The sequence below is a fragment of the Acinetobacter sp. 231_lipA genome (genome assembly GCF_058243005.1).
This window is the reverse complement of sequence record NZ_JBZAYU010000001.1, coordinates 2,597,150-2,612,712: the sequence shown is the minus strand read 5'-3', so window position 1 is coordinate 2,612,712 and position 15,563 is coordinate 2,597,150. Positions and strand designations below refer to the sequence as shown.

The window sequence follows — 15,563 nt, the reverse complement described above, 5'->3', positions numbered from 1 at the left end:
CACTTTGTACATATCGAAAAATTCGACATATTTTTAGCATCTAATTATAAGAAAGCTACAAACAAATGTATTGTACCCGCAATGAAGCCAGTTACCCCACCCAATAAAATCAAAATCCATTCGTCTTCCTGAAATGCAGGACGTAATAAGTTTTGAAATTCTTTCGGCGTTAGCTCTCGAATACGGTCTCTAAACATTTTATAGATTTTCTGTGCACGGCTCGCATTGAACGCTGGGTCGCATACAGGCACCATCGTAATTTCAATTGAACGATCAATCAAGTCCGTCTTCAGTTTTGCGTATTCACGTGGACCTAAAGACAGTTGCAAAGACGTTCTCACCAATGGCGTTTCCATGATTTCATTAATATGACGTTTGACAATACGACGGGTCTTGTCTTTTTTATTGCCATACATCATTTCAGTCATGATGGATTTTAACGTAATCAGGTCTTCTGTGACTACACTTGCAAACACATCAGACACTTCTTCTTGGCGCTTCATGAAAGCGCCTTGTACATTATAAGTCCCAATGCGCGGAATCACAGGTTTAATCCATGGAAACTTACGATCTTTTGTTAATTCAGTCAGTTGTAAGTATCGAACATAGTGTGGCTCAATTGGATTAAACACCATCCAAATCGCAATCCAGTTGGTTAAGAAGCCCCATACCGCGGCCCAAAATGGCACGGTCCAATGCCATGGCACCACAAACCAAACAATCATTTGGAAGATACCAAAGAACATCCCAATGAGGGCACTAATATGCCAAATAAAGTTGATTTCTTTCTGACCCACTTTCAAGAACATACGCACCATTAGTCTGCGGTCACCTTCCATTTGGCTGACCACCATATCGCGCATATCCACAAGTGACTCGACGTTCATGGTCAGTTCGGTCACTAATTCTCTGAGCACAGCCGGAAGCTGTTTGTGTGCCTGCGCATAAATTCGACGCTTAATCGAATAAGGTAAGTTTTCCCAAAGTACAGCATTACGGTCAATCATGACTTCATCAATCAGGTGCTCAAGTTCAAAACCAACTTGCTCACCAATGATTCGCGCCATATCCTCAGGATCCATTGCATCTAAAAATTCACGCAAAGAACCAAGTTTAGATAAGGTGTTATCCGTAATGATGCCTGAAATACGCCCCGCTTTTCTGGGCACAATACCCTGCCAACCCACAGGCAAAGGCCCAATATGAAACCCCCAAAATGTAATCGGGTAAAAGACCATTTTCAGGGCCATCCAAACGTGTGCCCAAGTCACAAAAGCAGTCACAGGAATAATGCTGAGTACAGCCCAAAAATCGGGTCGATTCAAAAAGGTTTGCCACAACTGATTGACGTACTCAAGCATGCATAACTTCCATATTTAATTTTATTAACTGAATTATATAGCGTTTTAAAAAAGATATTGTGTCTATAAACCGAAACTTAGAGTATAGGAAAATTGTAGTCTCGGTTCAGTTTCTGCAACCACATAGCCCGATTTGGCTTCGAGTTTTTCCCCTGCACCAATCCCCACACTGAAAGTGCTGATTCGCTCAGGACTAAGTAACACATAAGCAAGATCTACACCACCACCAAGGCGAGATTCGTACTCGCCATCTACTTTCTTGCTGTCAATATGCCCTGCGTAAACACCGAGATAATAGCCATTTTTATCTTTACCAGTAAAATGAACTGGAAATCTAAAACCCAGCTGACCACCTACAGGGTAATCATCATTGATAAATACCCCAGCTTTTGCGTATGCAATGCCATAAGGATTCACCCACTCCAAATTGGTGTGCAGTAATTTCTGCGTTACACCAGCCCCTACATTCCACGTTTGAGCACTGCCAGCAGGAATTTTCGCATCTGGCAAAAAGGAATTATCTTGAGCGTAGGCTACGTTTGCACAGGCAACAAGTGCCAACACTGGATAAATTCTTGTCATTATTGTCACCATTATCCGTAATGTTATTTTAGTAATTGGTCCCTTTTTACAGGATTTTGACTGTAGCAGAATTTATAAAACACTTATATACAGCAATTTATATTTTTGATGTCTATAAAGTCAAAATTTAGGCAAAAATGAAAAGCAGAAGCAGCGATAACAAATATCAAAACAGTGTGACATGCGTTAGAATAGCGCGCAGGTATTTTCCTCTTTATCCATGTGTTTAAGTCGATTTGGTATGAAACAGCACTTTCCTTTAAAAAATGTCCAACAAGAAAAGCGCATTTTTCGAAATCGTACCTTTATTTCCATGGGTATTGTGGTTTTCTTCTTGCTGATTTTAGTCACTCGCTATGCCTATTTGCAGCTGGTTCAATTTGACGAGTTTTCAACTGCATCCGATCAAAACCGTATCCGCCTACAACCTTTAGCCCCTGCACGTGGTTATATTTATGACCGCAATGGTGTGCTGTTGGCGGACAACTATCCAGTCTTTACCGCGACGATGAGTCGAGCGGATGTGACGGATATTGATGCCACAATTGAACGTTTAACGCCAATCTTAGAACTCACACCAGATGATATTGAGCGCTTTAACAGTCGTATTAAAGCCTCACGTAAAACTGAACGCGTTTCCATTAAACTTAATCTCAATGAAAATGATATCGCTCGCTTTAGCGAAGTTAAGTATCAATTCCCTGGGGTTAATATCGAAACCCAGATGACGCGCTACTATCCACATGGTGAGCTATTTGCCCATGTGATTGGTTATGTAGGTCGAATTAACGATAAAGAATTAAAAAGTATCAATAAAGATTTGTATGCGGGCACTAACCTGATTGGTAAAATTGGGGTAGAAAACTCCTATGAAGATTTGCTGCATGGTGTACCAGGAAATGAGTCGGTCGAAGCCGATGCGCACGGTAACGTGTTGCGCCATTTAGGTCGCAAAGAACCCGTTCGTGGTAATGACTTATATCTTTCACTCGATTATGGCTTGCAGACGGTTGCCTCAGAGCAGCTTGCAGGTCGTCGTGGTGCAATCGTGGCGATGGATCCACGTACAGGTGAAATTCTGGCCTTGGTCTCAAGTCCAAGTTTTAACCCTAACCTGTTTGTCACGGGGATTAGTCATACCGACTATAGCGGTTTACGCGATAACCTCGATCAACCGCTATATAACCGTGCTGTACAAGGCGCTTACCCACCCGGCTCAACCATTAAACCGATGTTTGGTTTAGGTGGTATTCATTATGGCTTAATTGATTGGGGCACGGCCATTTCCGATCATGGCTATTTCACACTTCCGGGCGATTCGCATAAATTCCGCGACTGGAAAAAGTCAGGTCACGGCGTAGTCAACTTGCATAAATCACAAGTAGTCTCTTGCGATACCTTCTTCTACATTCTGTCGTTCCGTATGGGCATTGAAAAAATGAACACATGGATGCGCCAGTTTGGCTTTGGTGAAAAAACTGGCGTGGATTTACCAAGTGAAAGTACAGGCCTTTACCCCAACCCTGAATGGAAAATGCGTACCCGTGATGCCAAGTGGCTCAAAGGTGAAACCATTTCAGTGAGTATTGGACAAGGTGCTTTTACAGCAACACCGCTGCAATTGGCTATGGCAACAGCCATTACCGCCAACCATGGTTCACATGTGATTCCGCATGTTTTACAAACAAGTAAAGGCGCAAAACCACATAAAGACTTAAATGCACCTGATGGCAGAATCCAGTTCAATGGCACCGATCAAGACTGGATACAAATGCGTGATGCCATGGTCGATGTCATTGAAACAGGGACTGGACGTGGCATTCGCACGCCAATGTATAAAATTGCAGGTAAAACCGGTACGGCACAAGTCAAAAGTATTGCCCAAGGCAAACGCTACAATGAAGCCCTGTTAACCGAACGGCAGTTAGACCACGGTTTATTCGTGGGCTTTGCACCTGCGGAAAACCCTGAAATTGCGATTGCAGTAGTGTGGGAAAATGGTCGTCATGGTGGTTCTGCGGCACAGCTGGCTCGTCCGATCTTAGACTACTGGCTGCTCACACGTCATAAAAATCCAATTCGTCCACAAAACCATCAAATTAGTGGTGGTTTGATGACAGCGGGGATTAAACCGGGTGAATTACCAAGTGGTAGCACGCCACCAGCGACCACAACTGGGACAAGTGCAGCTACGCCAACCAGTACTTCCAATACAGCACCCGCTTCAACAACGGCAAATACAAGCCGTTCAGCTACACCACCTTCTGCACCTGTGGAGTCAGACTAATTATGAAAAACCAACTCCGCATCATTGGAGGGGACTGGAAACGTCGTCAACTGCCTTTTGCCAATATTGAAGGTTTACGCCCTACGCCTGATCGCGTACGTGAGACTTTGTTTAATTGGCTCATGTGGGATGTACAAAATACCAATGTTTTGGATATTTGTGCAGGTTCAGGTGCGTTGGCATTTGAAGCCTTATCACGTGGTGCATCAAAAGTAGTGATGATTGAACCTGACCGCAGTCAAGCACAGTTTTTAACGCAAAACTTGGAACTCCTTAAAGTACCTAAGTCCCGTGCCCAGTTAAAAGTAGCGACTGCACAGCAAACATTAGCCACCTTAAAAGAACAGTTTGATTTGGTCTTTTTAGACCCGCCGTATAGCCTAGAGCTATGGGAAGAATTGGCCCTCTTGGCTGATCCTCTGATTCAAAATAATGGCTATATTTATGTGGAAGCCGATCGAGATTTAAATCTATTAAAACTCCCAACGTCGTGGGTGCAAATAAAGAGCACCAAAGCTGGGACTGTTCGCGCAGGCTTATATCAAAAGAAAGTGGTGGTTTGTCCATAATCTAGACACTTTTATGCCCTTTTGATTTACGCCATCACGAAAGAAAGTGGTCTTAGCGAATATTAGTGTGGTTCTGAGCTACGCTATGTATGAAGATCAATATACATATTCAAAATCAAGCTAAGGTTTCAGTCATTTTACATGTCTAAAACTATGTAGACCGATCAAAAAACCGTACACTCGCTAAAATTTTAAATATATCGCATATGACTTGGTTGATCTTTATCTTAGGTGCAATGGTGGCGGGTTTTGTACAGAGACTCACAGGCTTTGCATTTGCCTTAATCGCCATGTCATTTTGGGTCTGGATCCTGGCACCTCAGCTCGCAGCGCCTCTGGTGGTGTTCGCCTCAGTCTGGAGTCACCTGATTTCCTTAAAGTCAGAATCTGCCTTTCAACTTGATAAAAGCCTCGTTGCACCTTATATCCTTGCAGGTCTGATTGGCGTTCCATTGGGAACCTATCTATTAGACATCATTCAAGCACAGACCTTTAAACTGATACTAGGAATTTTTTTGATTCTTTGGTGTCCATTGATGCTAATTAATCCCCAGATTCGCTTCATTCAAAACTCTGGAAAATACGCCGATAGCAGTATTGGTTTTCTTGGGGGTGTATTGGGTGGGGTGGGAGGCTTTTGTGGCTCACTGCCTTCAGCTTGGGTCATGTTAAAAAACCTTCCTAAAGAGCAACAGCGCTCAATTTTAAGGCATTTTAATTTCGCCATTCAGCTATTCACCTTACTCACCTATCTGCTCCGCGGAAATTTAAACTTGCAACATTTGCCCTATATGGGCATCTTACTTTTGAGTGTGAGTCTACCGGCCATGCTCGGCGCGCAATTGTTTTATAAAATTTCTGAGCGGCAGTTCAAACATACGGTACTGGGTTTATTGTTTAGTTCAGGCTGTTTTCTATGTATCAGCTATCGCTTTCTGTAGTGCTATAAAACCTGACTCTGAACTTTGGCAATGGCTTGGGTCAGCAATTGTGTATTTTGTGTCAATATAGGCTCATCTTTAAACAACTTGGCACTACTAGACTTCCTCCAGCTTCACAAATCTTTATACAATTGGCGCACCTTCCAACCCATCGCTCACCATATATGAAACTGCCTCTTGCACTACTGAGTTTTTGCTTTATCAGTGCTTGCTCCATAAGCTCATCCAAAGAAATAAAACAAGCTGAAAAACTTCTCCAATCTTTTAACTGTCAAAATATAGAGCACGATCAGGCAGACCACAGCAGTATGACCAGTTATCATGAACAAGTGCTTGCCAGCAGCAAACAAAAAGCCCAATCCTATGTAGAAAGCTATCAACATGGCGATCAAATTTTTGACCTGCCACTGCCCGAAGTGATTGAAACACAGCTACAAAGTTATACGGCCGCATGCCAGTCACTAGGTGGGGTTTTACCCAATCCCCAGCAAAGTCTTTAAAATACGATTAGCAATAAAAAAGACAGCTCGAAAACTGTCTTTTTTATTTCATATGACTTAAATTTGAAGTTAAGACACAGTTGAGTCGTTGTGATAACGAGTATCGACACTGAAACCTTGAGGAAATTTAGCAGAAATTTGCGCATAAAATGCCATAATTTCAGCCATATCTTTTTCATAGTCACCCGTAGGATAAATAATTTTACCCACTCCAGTTTTTTTCTTCGCATAGTCCATATAGGCTAACGCAATTGGAACACCTGCACTGACTGCAACATGATAAAAACCTGTTTTCCATTGTTCCTGCTTGGCACGTGTCCCTTCAGGGGTAACCAACATCACCAACTTAGGATGTTCTTTAAAAAGATCACTCATGAGTTGCACCATACTTGGACGTGGTTCACCTTCATGCTTTGGACGACGGTCAATACCTATCCCGCCCATTGCACGAACAAATGGCCCAAATGGCAGTTTCATATAGCTGTCTTTAATAGTAATACGGACATGCACACCTAAGGCCTTTAATGCCAAACGAGCGTACAGCGCATCCCAATTGCTGGTATGTGGCGCTGCAATCATTACACATTGATCGATATTCAAATCCCAATGATTATCAATCTGCCACCCCATTAAGGCCAAACTTTGTTCTGCAAGCTTTTCGAACACAAAAAATACCACATTACTGAAAATCCGCGCCGATTCTAGCAATGCTGCTGATCAAATACACGGCGAGACGCTCAATAAAACAACAATTAATCTATAAACGTATATTTTATTTAATTCCAAATATTTCAGGAAAAATCAGGCTCTTTGAGATTAAAGGTAAAAATACGTGAATAGTATTCTTTATTGAAGATACATAAGCATTCACAGATCTTCACAGTTTCATCTCCAGCACTCCTGTAAGGTAAAACTAAACATTAAGTAATATCGGGTGCTGTATATGCAAAAGACTGTTTTAGCACTATGCCTATCTCTCACCATGTTAACTGCATGCTCAAAGCCAAATGAAAACAATCCTCCACCAGATCACAATGTCACGGCATCTATGGACGACAGTGCTAGCGCAACCGTGATGGATACACCAGACACAGCAAATGCCTTAGATTGGGTAGGCACATATCAAGGGGTTCTGCCCTGTCACGATTGTTCTGGGATCGACACTGAACTTGAACTGACCTTAGATCATCATTTTGTGCTGAAACAAAAAATTTTAGGCAAATCGAATAATAATTATGTCAATGAAGTGAAAGGTTCATTTCAATTTTTGAATGGCTCTGATCAGATGATTCAACTCGACTCATCAGGCGATAGCCGTATTTATTATATTGGTGCGCAATTTATTGAAATGCGTGGCGATAAAGGCCAAGTACTGGATCAACCTGAGTCCAACTTTAAACTCACCAAATCCTTGGAATAGACACTCGCAACATTCTGAATGATTTAAATTGCTTATTTAAATATCACCGCATAAATTTCATCCAAGCATCAAAAAAGGTAGCCAAATTACTTCAGCTACCTTTTTTCATAATTTACTTCTTTTGGTTCTGCATATTTTTGATCACTTCACTAAAGTCAAAAGTTGCTGCTTTTTGTACCGGTGGATAATCCATTAACGATTTGATATGCGAACCAAGCAATTTCTGCATCGGCTCATTGATCCATTGTTTGGTTTGAATAATGTCTGAACGATCTCTAATACTATCAAAAGACTCAAATGGATCCTGACGAAGGTTGTACATAATTGGAAACTTTTGCTTTTGATACTGGTCGTAATAATTTTCACTGGTTTCGAAGTGAACTTTCCATTGATTAATACGAACTGCACGCAAAGTCGACTCATGATAATACAAGAAGTTATCACGTTTACTTTCTTTTGATTTGCCTGTCCAATAGTCGAGATTGTTCACACCATCAATAATTTGCTTACGATTGGTTTTCATTTCCTCTACAACATTTGAGTCACCCGCTGCGGCTGCCAATGTTGTGAACAGATCCATATTGGCTTGAATCCCTGTTTTCACCTGTCCAGCAGGAATATGTCCCGGCCAACGCACCATTGTAGGGACACGAACACCACCTTCATAAGTGGTCATTTTCTCACCACGAAATGGCGTGGTTCCGCCATGATTTTTGGCACTGTGCTCAGGACCATTGTCGGTGGTATAAACAATAATGGTGTTATCCAACACACCCATCTTCTTCATATCGTCCAACAATGCACCGACTTGCATATCATGCTCGATCATACCGCTGCCGTATAAATCATCTTCTGAAGTGGCTTTCGCCGCCAAATAACGATGTGAGTCACGTAAATGGGTAAACATGTGCATACGACTTGGGTTTAACCAAACGAAAAACGGTTTATCTGCTTTCTTGCTGCGCTTCATAAAATCAACACTGGCTGCAATAAACTCATCATCCACCGTTTCCATGCGCTTACGGGTTAAAGGACCTGAGTCTTTACATTTTTGTTTACCCATTACGCCAAAGCGAGGATCGATAGTTTCATCATTATCGTTAGACGAATAACAATGCAATACACCACGCGTTCCATACTGATTCACAAATTCAGGATCTTTTGGATAATCATACTGTTCCGAATCTTCTTCCGTATTTAAATGATATAAATTACCGAAAAACTCATCAAAGCCGTGTACCGTCGGTAAGCTATCGTTGCGATCACCTAAATGGTTTTTACCAAACTGACCATTCATATAACCCAATGGTTTTAGCACTTCTGCCAAAGTCGGCGTTGCAGCTTTAATCCCTAAAGGTGAACCTGGACGCCCTACGGTGGTCATTCCTGAACGAATCGGATACTGACCCGTAATAAAGGCTGCACGTCCAGCGGTTGAACTTGGCTGCGCATAATAATCGGTAAACATAATGCCTTCTTTGGCAATACGGTCAATATTCGGCGTGTTATAGCCCATCACACCATGACTATAAGCACTGACATTCTGCCACCCTACATCATCAGACATAATCACCAAAATATTGGGTGGTTTCGCCATCAATGCAGAAGACAGCAATGCCCCGCCAACTAAAGCTAAAGAGCGAGAAATTAAGTTTTTTTGCATGGTATTTTCCTTAAACAAATTCGTATAAAACGAATTTTCATCCTTGTTTCAAACCCAATTGGCACTAAACGCAAAACGATATCAGTGCCTTACAAATTTAATTTTTAGAAAAATGTTTTTCTAAAAACTAGTGACAATAGTTCCCTAATGCGGCCGTATCCGTTTAGCAATTTCATTCTTTGACAATAGCGCTGTATGAAAAAAACGTTTTAAACCTGAGCAAAGATAATGTAGACCCGCCTCTCCATCCGGGGTCTTGAGGAAACGGTCTTTTGGACAATCTCCCCAGCAATATTGAAGATATGGACATTTTTGGCAGTATTCTGGCAGTGACTTGGATTTGGCATATGCAAATTTCTTTTGTTGCTCAGAAAAAACCAAATCACCTTGGTGAATCTCGTGAATATTGCCCAATTTGTATTCGGGATAAACAAAGTGGTCACAAGAAAATAAGTCGCCATTGTGTTCAACCGCCAAGGATTTGCCACAAATTTGACCCGACACACATTTCTGCGCCCCATAGCCAAACATCATGGAAACCATGTTTTCAAACTGGTCAATAAAGACCTGCCCAAAGTCTTTCTGTAACCATTCTTTCCACACAGTTGAAAGGAATATGCCCCAATCATCGGCAGCAATCGACCAGTTTGTCACCACAGAATCTGAACTTCCCGGTTGTGCTGCTGAACTGCCCAATTTAGGTAAATCTTGAGGATTCCAATGGCCTGGTGCTGTCTGTTGAAACTGGGCACTTTCCATTCCAGGAATCAGTTGAATCATGCGCGGTTGAACTTGGTCTCGGATAAAACGATAAACCTCTAACGGTCGTTTCGCATTATCACGGTTCACCACACATAAGGCATTAAACGGAACTTGATACTGGCGCAATAACGCAGCAGCCTGCATGACTTTGGCATGCGTCGGTTTTCCACCTTTGTTATAGCGATGGATATCATGCAACTCGGCAGGCCCATCTATGGATAAACCCACCAAAAAATCATGTTGTTTTAAAAATGCACACCAGTCTTCATCCAGTAAAGTGCCATTGGTTTGTAAATCATTTTCAATACGCTGATGAGGTTTGGCATATTTTTTTTGCAGCTCAACCACCCGCTGGAAAAACTCTAACCCCATAAGTGTAGGCTCACCACCCTGCCAACTAAAAACCACTTCATTGCCCGTTTGCGCTTCGATATATTGCTTAATATGTAACTCAAGCATCGACTCAGACATACGCGGAACTTTTGGTTGCTGTAACATGTCTTGTTTATGCAAATAGAAGCAATAACTACAGTCTAAATTGCACTGTGCCCCAGTGGGTTTGATCATCACGTGATAGCGATAGGTTTGTCCCTGCACTTGCAGGCTTCTTAATGGCGGAGATTCAGCTTGTATAGGTATCATTCGCATTTTTAGAGTCCTCATTTTTTTCAACGTTCAGGCACAAATTCACAACTGTGCAAAACTATGTACACAAGTCATTCTGCGAAAAGAGATCTGGTAGTTTCATTCCATTCACTGCATGAAGTTTGCTAAAGACTAGAGCCGTTTTGTATTTTGAATAGATTAACCCGAGTGACTATTGCCACTAGACATGCAACAGGAAGGAGGCTATAAGATGACCTTGCAAATCTTTTGATAATTTCAATGTTTTATAATTCATTCTCGTCTTATCCCTAAGCTTAATTTTCATCAGCAAAGCTACCGTGTAAGAGTAAAAATCAACAGCCAATTCCAATTTAGGCATGCTGAAAAATACTGACCCATCTCACACAGTCGCATCGCTTGGTAGAGCACGTTATCAAACTTTGAAAATAGAGAAACCACTCAAAAGAATGGTAATTGCATTTTTTATGGTCGTTATATACTTGAACTACGTCATCGTTCGAATCTAAACACCATTCAGTTAAACCTAAACCAGACATATTTTATAAAAAGTGAAGCTGAGTAATGAATTTTTAAATGATCCATTCATACCTTATGCGCTGGTACGTCTCCGTCTTATCTTTTGTTTTTATTCACACAGTCAGAAAGATCAAAAAGTTCAATAAAAAAGGCCGCTCATGGAGCGACCTTTTTCTTTTCAAATATATGTGAATAACTATGAATAAATTACAAACACTTATTTAATTAGGGTTAGAATTACATCATTCCGCCCATACCACCCATGCCGCCCATATCAGGCATTGCAGGCTTGTCTTCTGGAACGTCAGTAATCATACATTCGGTTGTCAACATTAAACCTGCTACAGATGCAGCATGCTCAAGTGCAGAACGCGTTACTTTCGCAGGGTCAAGAATACCCATTTCTAGCATGTCACCATACTCAGAAGTAGCAGCGTTATAACCGAAGTTACCTTCACCATTTTTCACAGCGTTGATCACAACAGAAGGCTCATCACCCGCATTGGCAACGATTTGACGAAGTGGTGCTTCAATTGCACGACGTAAAATGTTGATACCTACATTTTGATCGTCATTCGCACCATTTACGCCATCAAGCGCAGCTGCAGCACGTACCAGTGCAACACCACCACCAGCAACCACACCTTCTTCAACTGCAGCACGCGTTGCATGAAGTGCATCGTCAACACGGTCTTTCTTCTCTTTCATTTCAACTTCAGTCGCTGCACCAATTTTGATTACAGCAACACCGCCCGCTAATTTAGCAACACGTTCTTGAAGTTTTTCTTTGTCGTATTCAGAAGACGATTCTTCAATTTGCGCACGGATTTGAGTCACACGTTCAGCAATTTGAGCTGCATCACCAGCACCGTCAACAATCACAGTGTTCTCTTTAGACACAGTAATTTTGTGCGCAGTACCTAAGTCTTGAAGAGAAGCTTGCTCTAAAGTCATGCCGACTTCTTCAGAAATCACAGTCGCACCCGTCAAGATTGCGATATCTTGAAGCATTGCTTTACGACGGTCACCAAAACCTGGCGCTTTAACCGCACATACTTTGATAATTCCGCGCATGTTGTTAACAACAAGTGTAGCTAAAGCCTCACCTTCAACATCTTCAGCGATGATTAAAAGTGGTTTACCTGTTTTAGCAACAGCTTCAAGTACAGTAATTAATTCACGGATGTTGCTGATTTTTTTGTCAACAAGCAAGATGAACGGATTTTCAAGTTCAGCCGTTAATGTATCTTGTTTGTTTGCAAAGTATGGGCTGATATAACCACGGTCAAACTGCATACCTTCAACAACGTCCAAAGCATCTTCAAAGCCTGAACCTTCTTCAACGGTAATCACGCCTTCTTTACCTACGCGTTCCATTGCTTGTGCAATGAGTTTACCTACAGTTTCGTCAGAGTTTGCAGAGATTGAACCGACTTGTTCAATTGCTTTGGTATCAGAAGCAGGTTTTGCTGTTGCTTTAATTTCAGCAACTAAGGCTTTAACAGCCAAGTCGATACCACGTTTCAAGTCCATTGGGTTCATGCCCGCTGTTACAGACTTGATGCCTTCATTTAAAATTGCTTGAGCAAGTACAGTTGCAGTTGTTGTACCGTCACCAGCGATGTCATTGGTTTTAGAAGATACTTCACGAACCAATTGAGCGCCCATGTTCTCAAATTTGTCTTTTAGAGAAATTTCTTTCGCAACAGTTACACCATCTTTAGTGATGTGCGGTGCACCAAAAGAACGGTCAATCACAACGTTACGGCCTTTAGGACCTAAAGTTACTTTTACAGCATCTGCAAGCACGTTTACGCCTGCAATCATTTTAGAACGAGCTGAATCACCAAATTTTACGTCTTTAGCTGACATACTAAACTCCAAATATTCTTAAATTTTAATCAATTGTATTGCTTAAACAGCAAATGAACGTTCTGAATTAACCTTCAAGAACCGCTAAAATATCAGACTCTTTCATCACAAGAAGTTCTTCGCCTTCAACTTTAACTTTAGTGCCTGCATATGCACCAAACAGTACATTGTCGCCCACTTTTACATCTAAAGCACGAACGCCATTGTCTGTAATTTTGCCATTGCCTACTGCAATGATTTCACCTTGAGCTGGCTGTTCAGCAGCAGAAGTACTCAAAATTAAACCACCCGCAGTTTTAGTTTCCTTTTCTACGCGGCGAATCACAACGTTGTCATGTAAAGGACGAATTTTGCTCATTTCTAGCTCCATAGACATTTTCAAAATGCCATTGTTTACGATGTGAAGATGACTTCTTATTCCTAGGTCATCAACAAAATTTTGATATGACACTTTTGTGGGGATGGAATAAAACGCTTCAAGGGCAAACACAAAATATTTTTATATTTTTGCGCTCTTTTTAAGCAAACCTCATCAAAGTTTAGACACTCGATTCAATCTGAGGTATTTTGCTGCATCAACTCGAAGCGATTTGTTTCAGCGTTAAAGCTAAAATGTTGTACATCGGCATTCGGCAAAATAATATTCAAGCTATTGGGCAAGCCCGCATGTAAACGATAAGACGTTGCCGTTCCTGCATGAATATCCAGCACAGGATGCGATACCCCAAGTTGATAAATCTGATTCAAATCATAAACGGCAGCGTGGTGTAAATGCCCATGTAAGAGTCCATTTAAACCATGTTGGCTCCATTGCTCCAACGCAATACGACCAAGCATTGGACAGTCTTTCACACAATGACTATGGTCTGGCGGAGTATAAAAAGGCTGATGCGCGGCGATCAGTTTAAGTTTGTGTGCAGGTGCTTGCTGCAATTTTAGGTCAATCTCTTGAATTTGGCTCAGTGAAATATGCCCTCGCGTATGGTAACGCCGACGAATACTATTCACTCCAATGACATAAAAATGTTCAGTTTCTAAGGTGTTTTCCATCCCCCCAAAAAACAGTTGATAACGTGCAAAGGGGCTAAAAAAACGATTCCACACATGGTAAAGCGGAATGTCATGATTCCCCGGCACCACCAAATACGGTAGCTTTAAACTGTCTAAAAACTGCCGACAAGCATAAAACTGAATAAACCGTGCACGTTGGGTCAAGTCCCCACTGACCACTACGGCTTCAAAAGGATGTTCCTCACATAACTGACGAATGGCCTGCATACAGGCTTCGCGTTCGGTTCCAAAGTGTAAATCCGACAAATGTAAAATCATGCGGGAACCATGATATTCAGCGCATGCTTACGTACTGTAATTTTCAGCGGTGGTGTCATCGTGACAATTTCTCCATCTACCGCAACCGTGAGCTTATTACGCTTTGAATGAACAATCACTTCATCTGCTGCAAAGCTATAGACATCGGAAGCCTGATCCAAATTGCCTTTTATCAGCTGCCATAAGGTCTTGAACAAAGTCCGCTTATCACTTTTTGCTACTACCACGCCCGCTACTTTGCCTGCTTCCGCCGCCTTGGCAATGCGTAGTTTCATTTCAGCCAGTTGAAGCTGATTATTGCCAAAGAAAATCAATGGCGTTTTCACTGGATAGCGCTGTCCATCGACTTCTACTTCAAGTTTTAACTCTTTTCGGTCGCGGATGAGAACATCCAATGCCGAGGTATACGCATGCAATGGAAAACGTCCAAAATGCTTATTAAACTGTTCTCTTTTTTGAATAAATAAAGGATAAAGCCCTAAACTAGCATTGTTCAGATAGATATGTTGATTCAGCTGTGCCACATGTACAGAACGTGGCTGCCCTTCACTAATGGCTTTGGCTGCGTCTAATAAATCCAGCGGAATATTCAACACTCGTGCAACATAGTTAAATGTACCTAGAGGCAAGATCCCCATGGGAATATCCGTTCCCATCAATTTAGATGCAACTGCATTTAAAGTACCATCCCCACCTGCAGCAACGATGACCCCTACATTTTCCGCTTGACGATGGCGTAGTAAAATCTCTTGCATCATCTGATCAAAGTTCATGCACTCACTTAACTCAAATGACTGTATTTCAAAACCTGCGGTACTCAGATCTGCTACCAACTGTTCATACACTTCATCTTTATTTGCGGCATGAAAACCTGATTTTTTATTATAAATAAGTGATAAAGGTTTGAGTTGCTCTGACATTTTGCACCTAAACTTGAAGTAATTGCTCTATTTTTGTCCAAATATTCAACACTTAACAGTTTTGTTATGTAAAATTCAAATGATTACCATTTATTTAATCAATAATAAATCTCAATCACAAAATAAATGCAAGCATATGATTTTAATACTAATATCTTAAATGAATAATCTTCATAAATATAATAAATACACAAAATAAAAGCAAAAAATCAAA

At 41.4% G+C, this 15,563-nt stretch carries 14 protein-coding genes; 5 read left to right on the top strand and 9 right to left on the bottom strand.

Annotated features, from left to right (window positions below; all coding sequences use genetic code 11):
* Window positions 1-44 precede the first annotated feature (44 nt).
* Both AC4CUX_RS12805 and AC4CUX_RS12800 read right to left on the bottom strand, forming a co-directional pair.
* A complete protein-coding gene (locus tag AC4CUX_RS12805; RefSeq protein WP_062034448.1) occupies window positions 45-1,361 on the bottom strand; it encodes a DUF445 domain-containing protein in 1,317 nt (438 codons plus the stop codon).
* Window positions 1,362-1,424: 63 nt separating this feature from the next.
* Complete coding sequence (locus tag AC4CUX_RS12800) at window positions 1,425-1,943, bottom strand: hypothetical protein (RefSeq protein WP_004980918.1); 519 nt, start codon at window positions 1,941-1,943, stop codon at window positions 1,425-1,427.
* A gap of 241 nt (window positions 1,944-2,184) precedes the next feature.
* On the opposite strand from AC4CUX_RS12800, the gene mrdA reads away from it, so the two are divergent.
* From mrdA to AC4CUX_RS12780, 4 genes are all read left to right on the top strand, one after another.
* A complete protein-coding gene (gene mrdA, locus AC4CUX_RS12795; protein ID WP_005399838.1) occupies window positions 2,185-4,230 on the top strand; it encodes a penicillin-binding protein 2 in 2,046 nt (681 codons plus the stop codon).
* 2 nt (window positions 4,231-4,232) lie between these two features.
* A complete protein-coding gene (gene rsmD, locus AC4CUX_RS12790; RefSeq protein WP_195728796.1) occupies window positions 4,233-4,799 on the top strand; it encodes a 16S rRNA (guanine(966)-N(2))-methyltransferase RsmD in 567 nt (188 codons plus the stop codon).
* A gap of 206 nt (window positions 4,800-5,005) precedes the next feature.
* Window positions 5,006-5,740, top strand: coding sequence for a sulfite exporter TauE/SafE family protein (locus tag AC4CUX_RS12785; RefSeq protein WP_490792450.1), 735 nt, complete (start codon window positions 5,006-5,008; stop codon window positions 5,738-5,740).
* 164 nt (window positions 5,741-5,904) lie between these two features.
* Window positions 5,905-6,240 (top strand): hypothetical protein, encoded by a 336-nt coding sequence (locus AC4CUX_RS12780; RefSeq protein WP_151836190.1) that lies wholly within the window; start codon window positions 5,905-5,907, stop codon window positions 6,238-6,240.
* A gap of 69 nt (window positions 6,241-6,309) precedes the next feature.
* On the opposite strand, the gene AC4CUX_RS12775 is transcribed toward AC4CUX_RS12780, so the two are convergent.
* A complete protein-coding gene (locus AC4CUX_RS12775; protein ID WP_171500561.1) occupies window positions 6,310-6,906 on the bottom strand; it encodes a 1-acyl-sn-glycerol-3-phosphate acyltransferase in 597 nt (198 codons plus the stop codon).
* Window positions 6,907-7,183: 277 nt separating this feature from the next.
* Between AC4CUX_RS12775 and AC4CUX_RS12770 the strand changes: the two genes are divergently transcribed.
* A complete protein-coding gene (locus AC4CUX_RS12770; RefSeq protein ID WP_151836189.1) occupies window positions 7,184-7,660 on the top strand; it encodes a copper resistance protein NlpE in 477 nt (158 codons plus the stop codon).
* A gap of 112 nt (window positions 7,661-7,772) precedes the next feature.
* Here AC4CUX_RS12770 and AC4CUX_RS12765 read toward each other — a convergent pair whose 3' ends face one another.
* The 6 genes from AC4CUX_RS12765 to AC4CUX_RS12740 form a co-directional block, all read right to left on the bottom strand.
* Window positions 7,773-9,323 (bottom strand): arylsulfatase, encoded by a 1,551-nt coding sequence (locus AC4CUX_RS12765; RefSeq protein WP_171500560.1) that lies wholly within the window; start codon window positions 9,321-9,323, stop codon window positions 7,773-7,775.
* Between the two features lie 144 nt (window positions 9,324-9,467).
* Window positions 9,468-10,733 carry an anaerobic sulfatase maturase gene (locus AC4CUX_RS12760; protein WP_151836188.1) on the bottom strand — a complete coding sequence of 422 codons (1,266 nt, stop codon included), beginning with the start codon at window positions 10,731-10,733 and terminating at the stop codon, window positions 9,468-9,470.
* Window positions 10,734-11,465: 732 nt separating this feature from the next.
* Window positions 11,466-13,100 (bottom strand): chaperonin GroEL, encoded by a 1,635-nt coding sequence (gene groL / locus AC4CUX_RS12755; RefSeq protein ID WP_004694331.1) that lies wholly within the window; start codon window positions 13,098-13,100, stop codon window positions 11,466-11,468.
* Between the two features lie 67 nt (window positions 13,101-13,167).
* Window positions 13,168-13,458 (bottom strand): co-chaperone GroES, encoded by a 291-nt coding sequence (locus AC4CUX_RS12750; RefSeq protein WP_010326285.1) that lies wholly within the window; start codon window positions 13,456-13,458, stop codon window positions 13,168-13,170.
* A gap of 194 nt (window positions 13,459-13,652) precedes the next feature.
* Window positions 13,653-14,429 carry a metallophosphoesterase family protein gene (locus AC4CUX_RS12745; protein WP_151836895.1) on the bottom strand — a complete coding sequence of 259 codons (777 nt, stop codon included), beginning with the start codon at window positions 14,427-14,429 and terminating at the stop codon, window positions 13,653-13,655.
* Window positions 14,426-15,349 (bottom strand): diacylglycerol/lipid kinase family protein, encoded by a 924-nt coding sequence (locus AC4CUX_RS12740; RefSeq protein ID WP_151836896.1) that lies wholly within the window; start codon window positions 15,347-15,349, stop codon window positions 14,426-14,428. The genes AC4CUX_RS12745 and AC4CUX_RS12740 overlap by 4 nt, the downstream gene beginning before the upstream one ends.
* Window positions 15,350-15,563: the final 214 nt, after the last annotated feature.

What these genes read in the sequence shown, in the direction of transcription:
- AC4CUX_RS12805 (WP_062034448.1), bottom strand. Translation starts at nt 1,361, where the DNA reads ATGCTTGAGTACGTCAATCAGTTGTGGCAAACCTTTTTGAATCGACCC.
- AC4CUX_RS12800 (WP_004980918.1), bottom strand. Translation starts at nt 1,943, where the DNA reads ATGACAAGAATTTATCCAGTGTTGGCACTTGTTGCCTGTGCAAACGTA.
- mrdA (WP_005399838.1), top strand. Translation starts at nt 2,185, where the DNA reads ATGAAACAGCACTTTCCTTTAAAAAATGTCCAACAAGAAAAGCGCATT.
- rsmD (WP_195728796.1), top strand. Translation starts at nt 4,233, where the DNA reads ATGAAAAACCAACTCCGCATCATTGGAGGGGACTGGAAACGTCGTCAA.
- AC4CUX_RS12785 (WP_490792450.1), top strand. Translation starts at nt 5,006, where the DNA reads ATGACTTGGTTGATCTTTATCTTAGGTGCAATGGTGGCGGGTTTTGTA.
- AC4CUX_RS12780 (WP_151836190.1), top strand. Translation starts at nt 5,905, where the DNA reads ATGAAACTGCCTCTTGCACTACTGAGTTTTTGCTTTATCAGTGCTTGC.
- AC4CUX_RS12770 (WP_151836189.1), top strand. Translation starts at nt 7,184, where the DNA reads ATGCAAAAGACTGTTTTAGCACTATGCCTATCTCTCACCATGTTAACT.
- AC4CUX_RS12765 (WP_171500560.1), bottom strand. Translation starts at nt 9,323, where the DNA reads ATGCAAAAAAACTTAATTTCTCGCTCTTTAGCTTTAGTTGGCGGGGCA.
- AC4CUX_RS12760 (WP_151836188.1), bottom strand. Translation starts at nt 10,733, where the DNA reads ATGCGAATGATACCTATACAAGCTGAATCTCCGCCATTAAGAAGCCTG.
- groL (WP_004694331.1), bottom strand. Translation starts at nt 13,100, where the DNA reads ATGTCAGCTAAAGACGTAAAATTTGGTGATTCAGCTCGTTCTAAAATG.
- AC4CUX_RS12750 (WP_010326285.1), bottom strand. Translation starts at nt 13,458, where the DNA reads ATGAGCAAAATTCGTCCTTTACATGACAACGTTGTGATTCGCCGCGTA.
- AC4CUX_RS12745 (WP_151836895.1), bottom strand. Translation starts at nt 14,429, where the DNA reads ATGATTTTACATTTGTCGGATTTACACTTTGGAACCGAACGCGAAGCC.
- AC4CUX_RS12740 (WP_151836896.1), bottom strand. Translation starts at nt 15,349, where the DNA reads ATGTCAGAGCAACTCAAACCTTTATCACTTATTTATAATAAAAAATCA.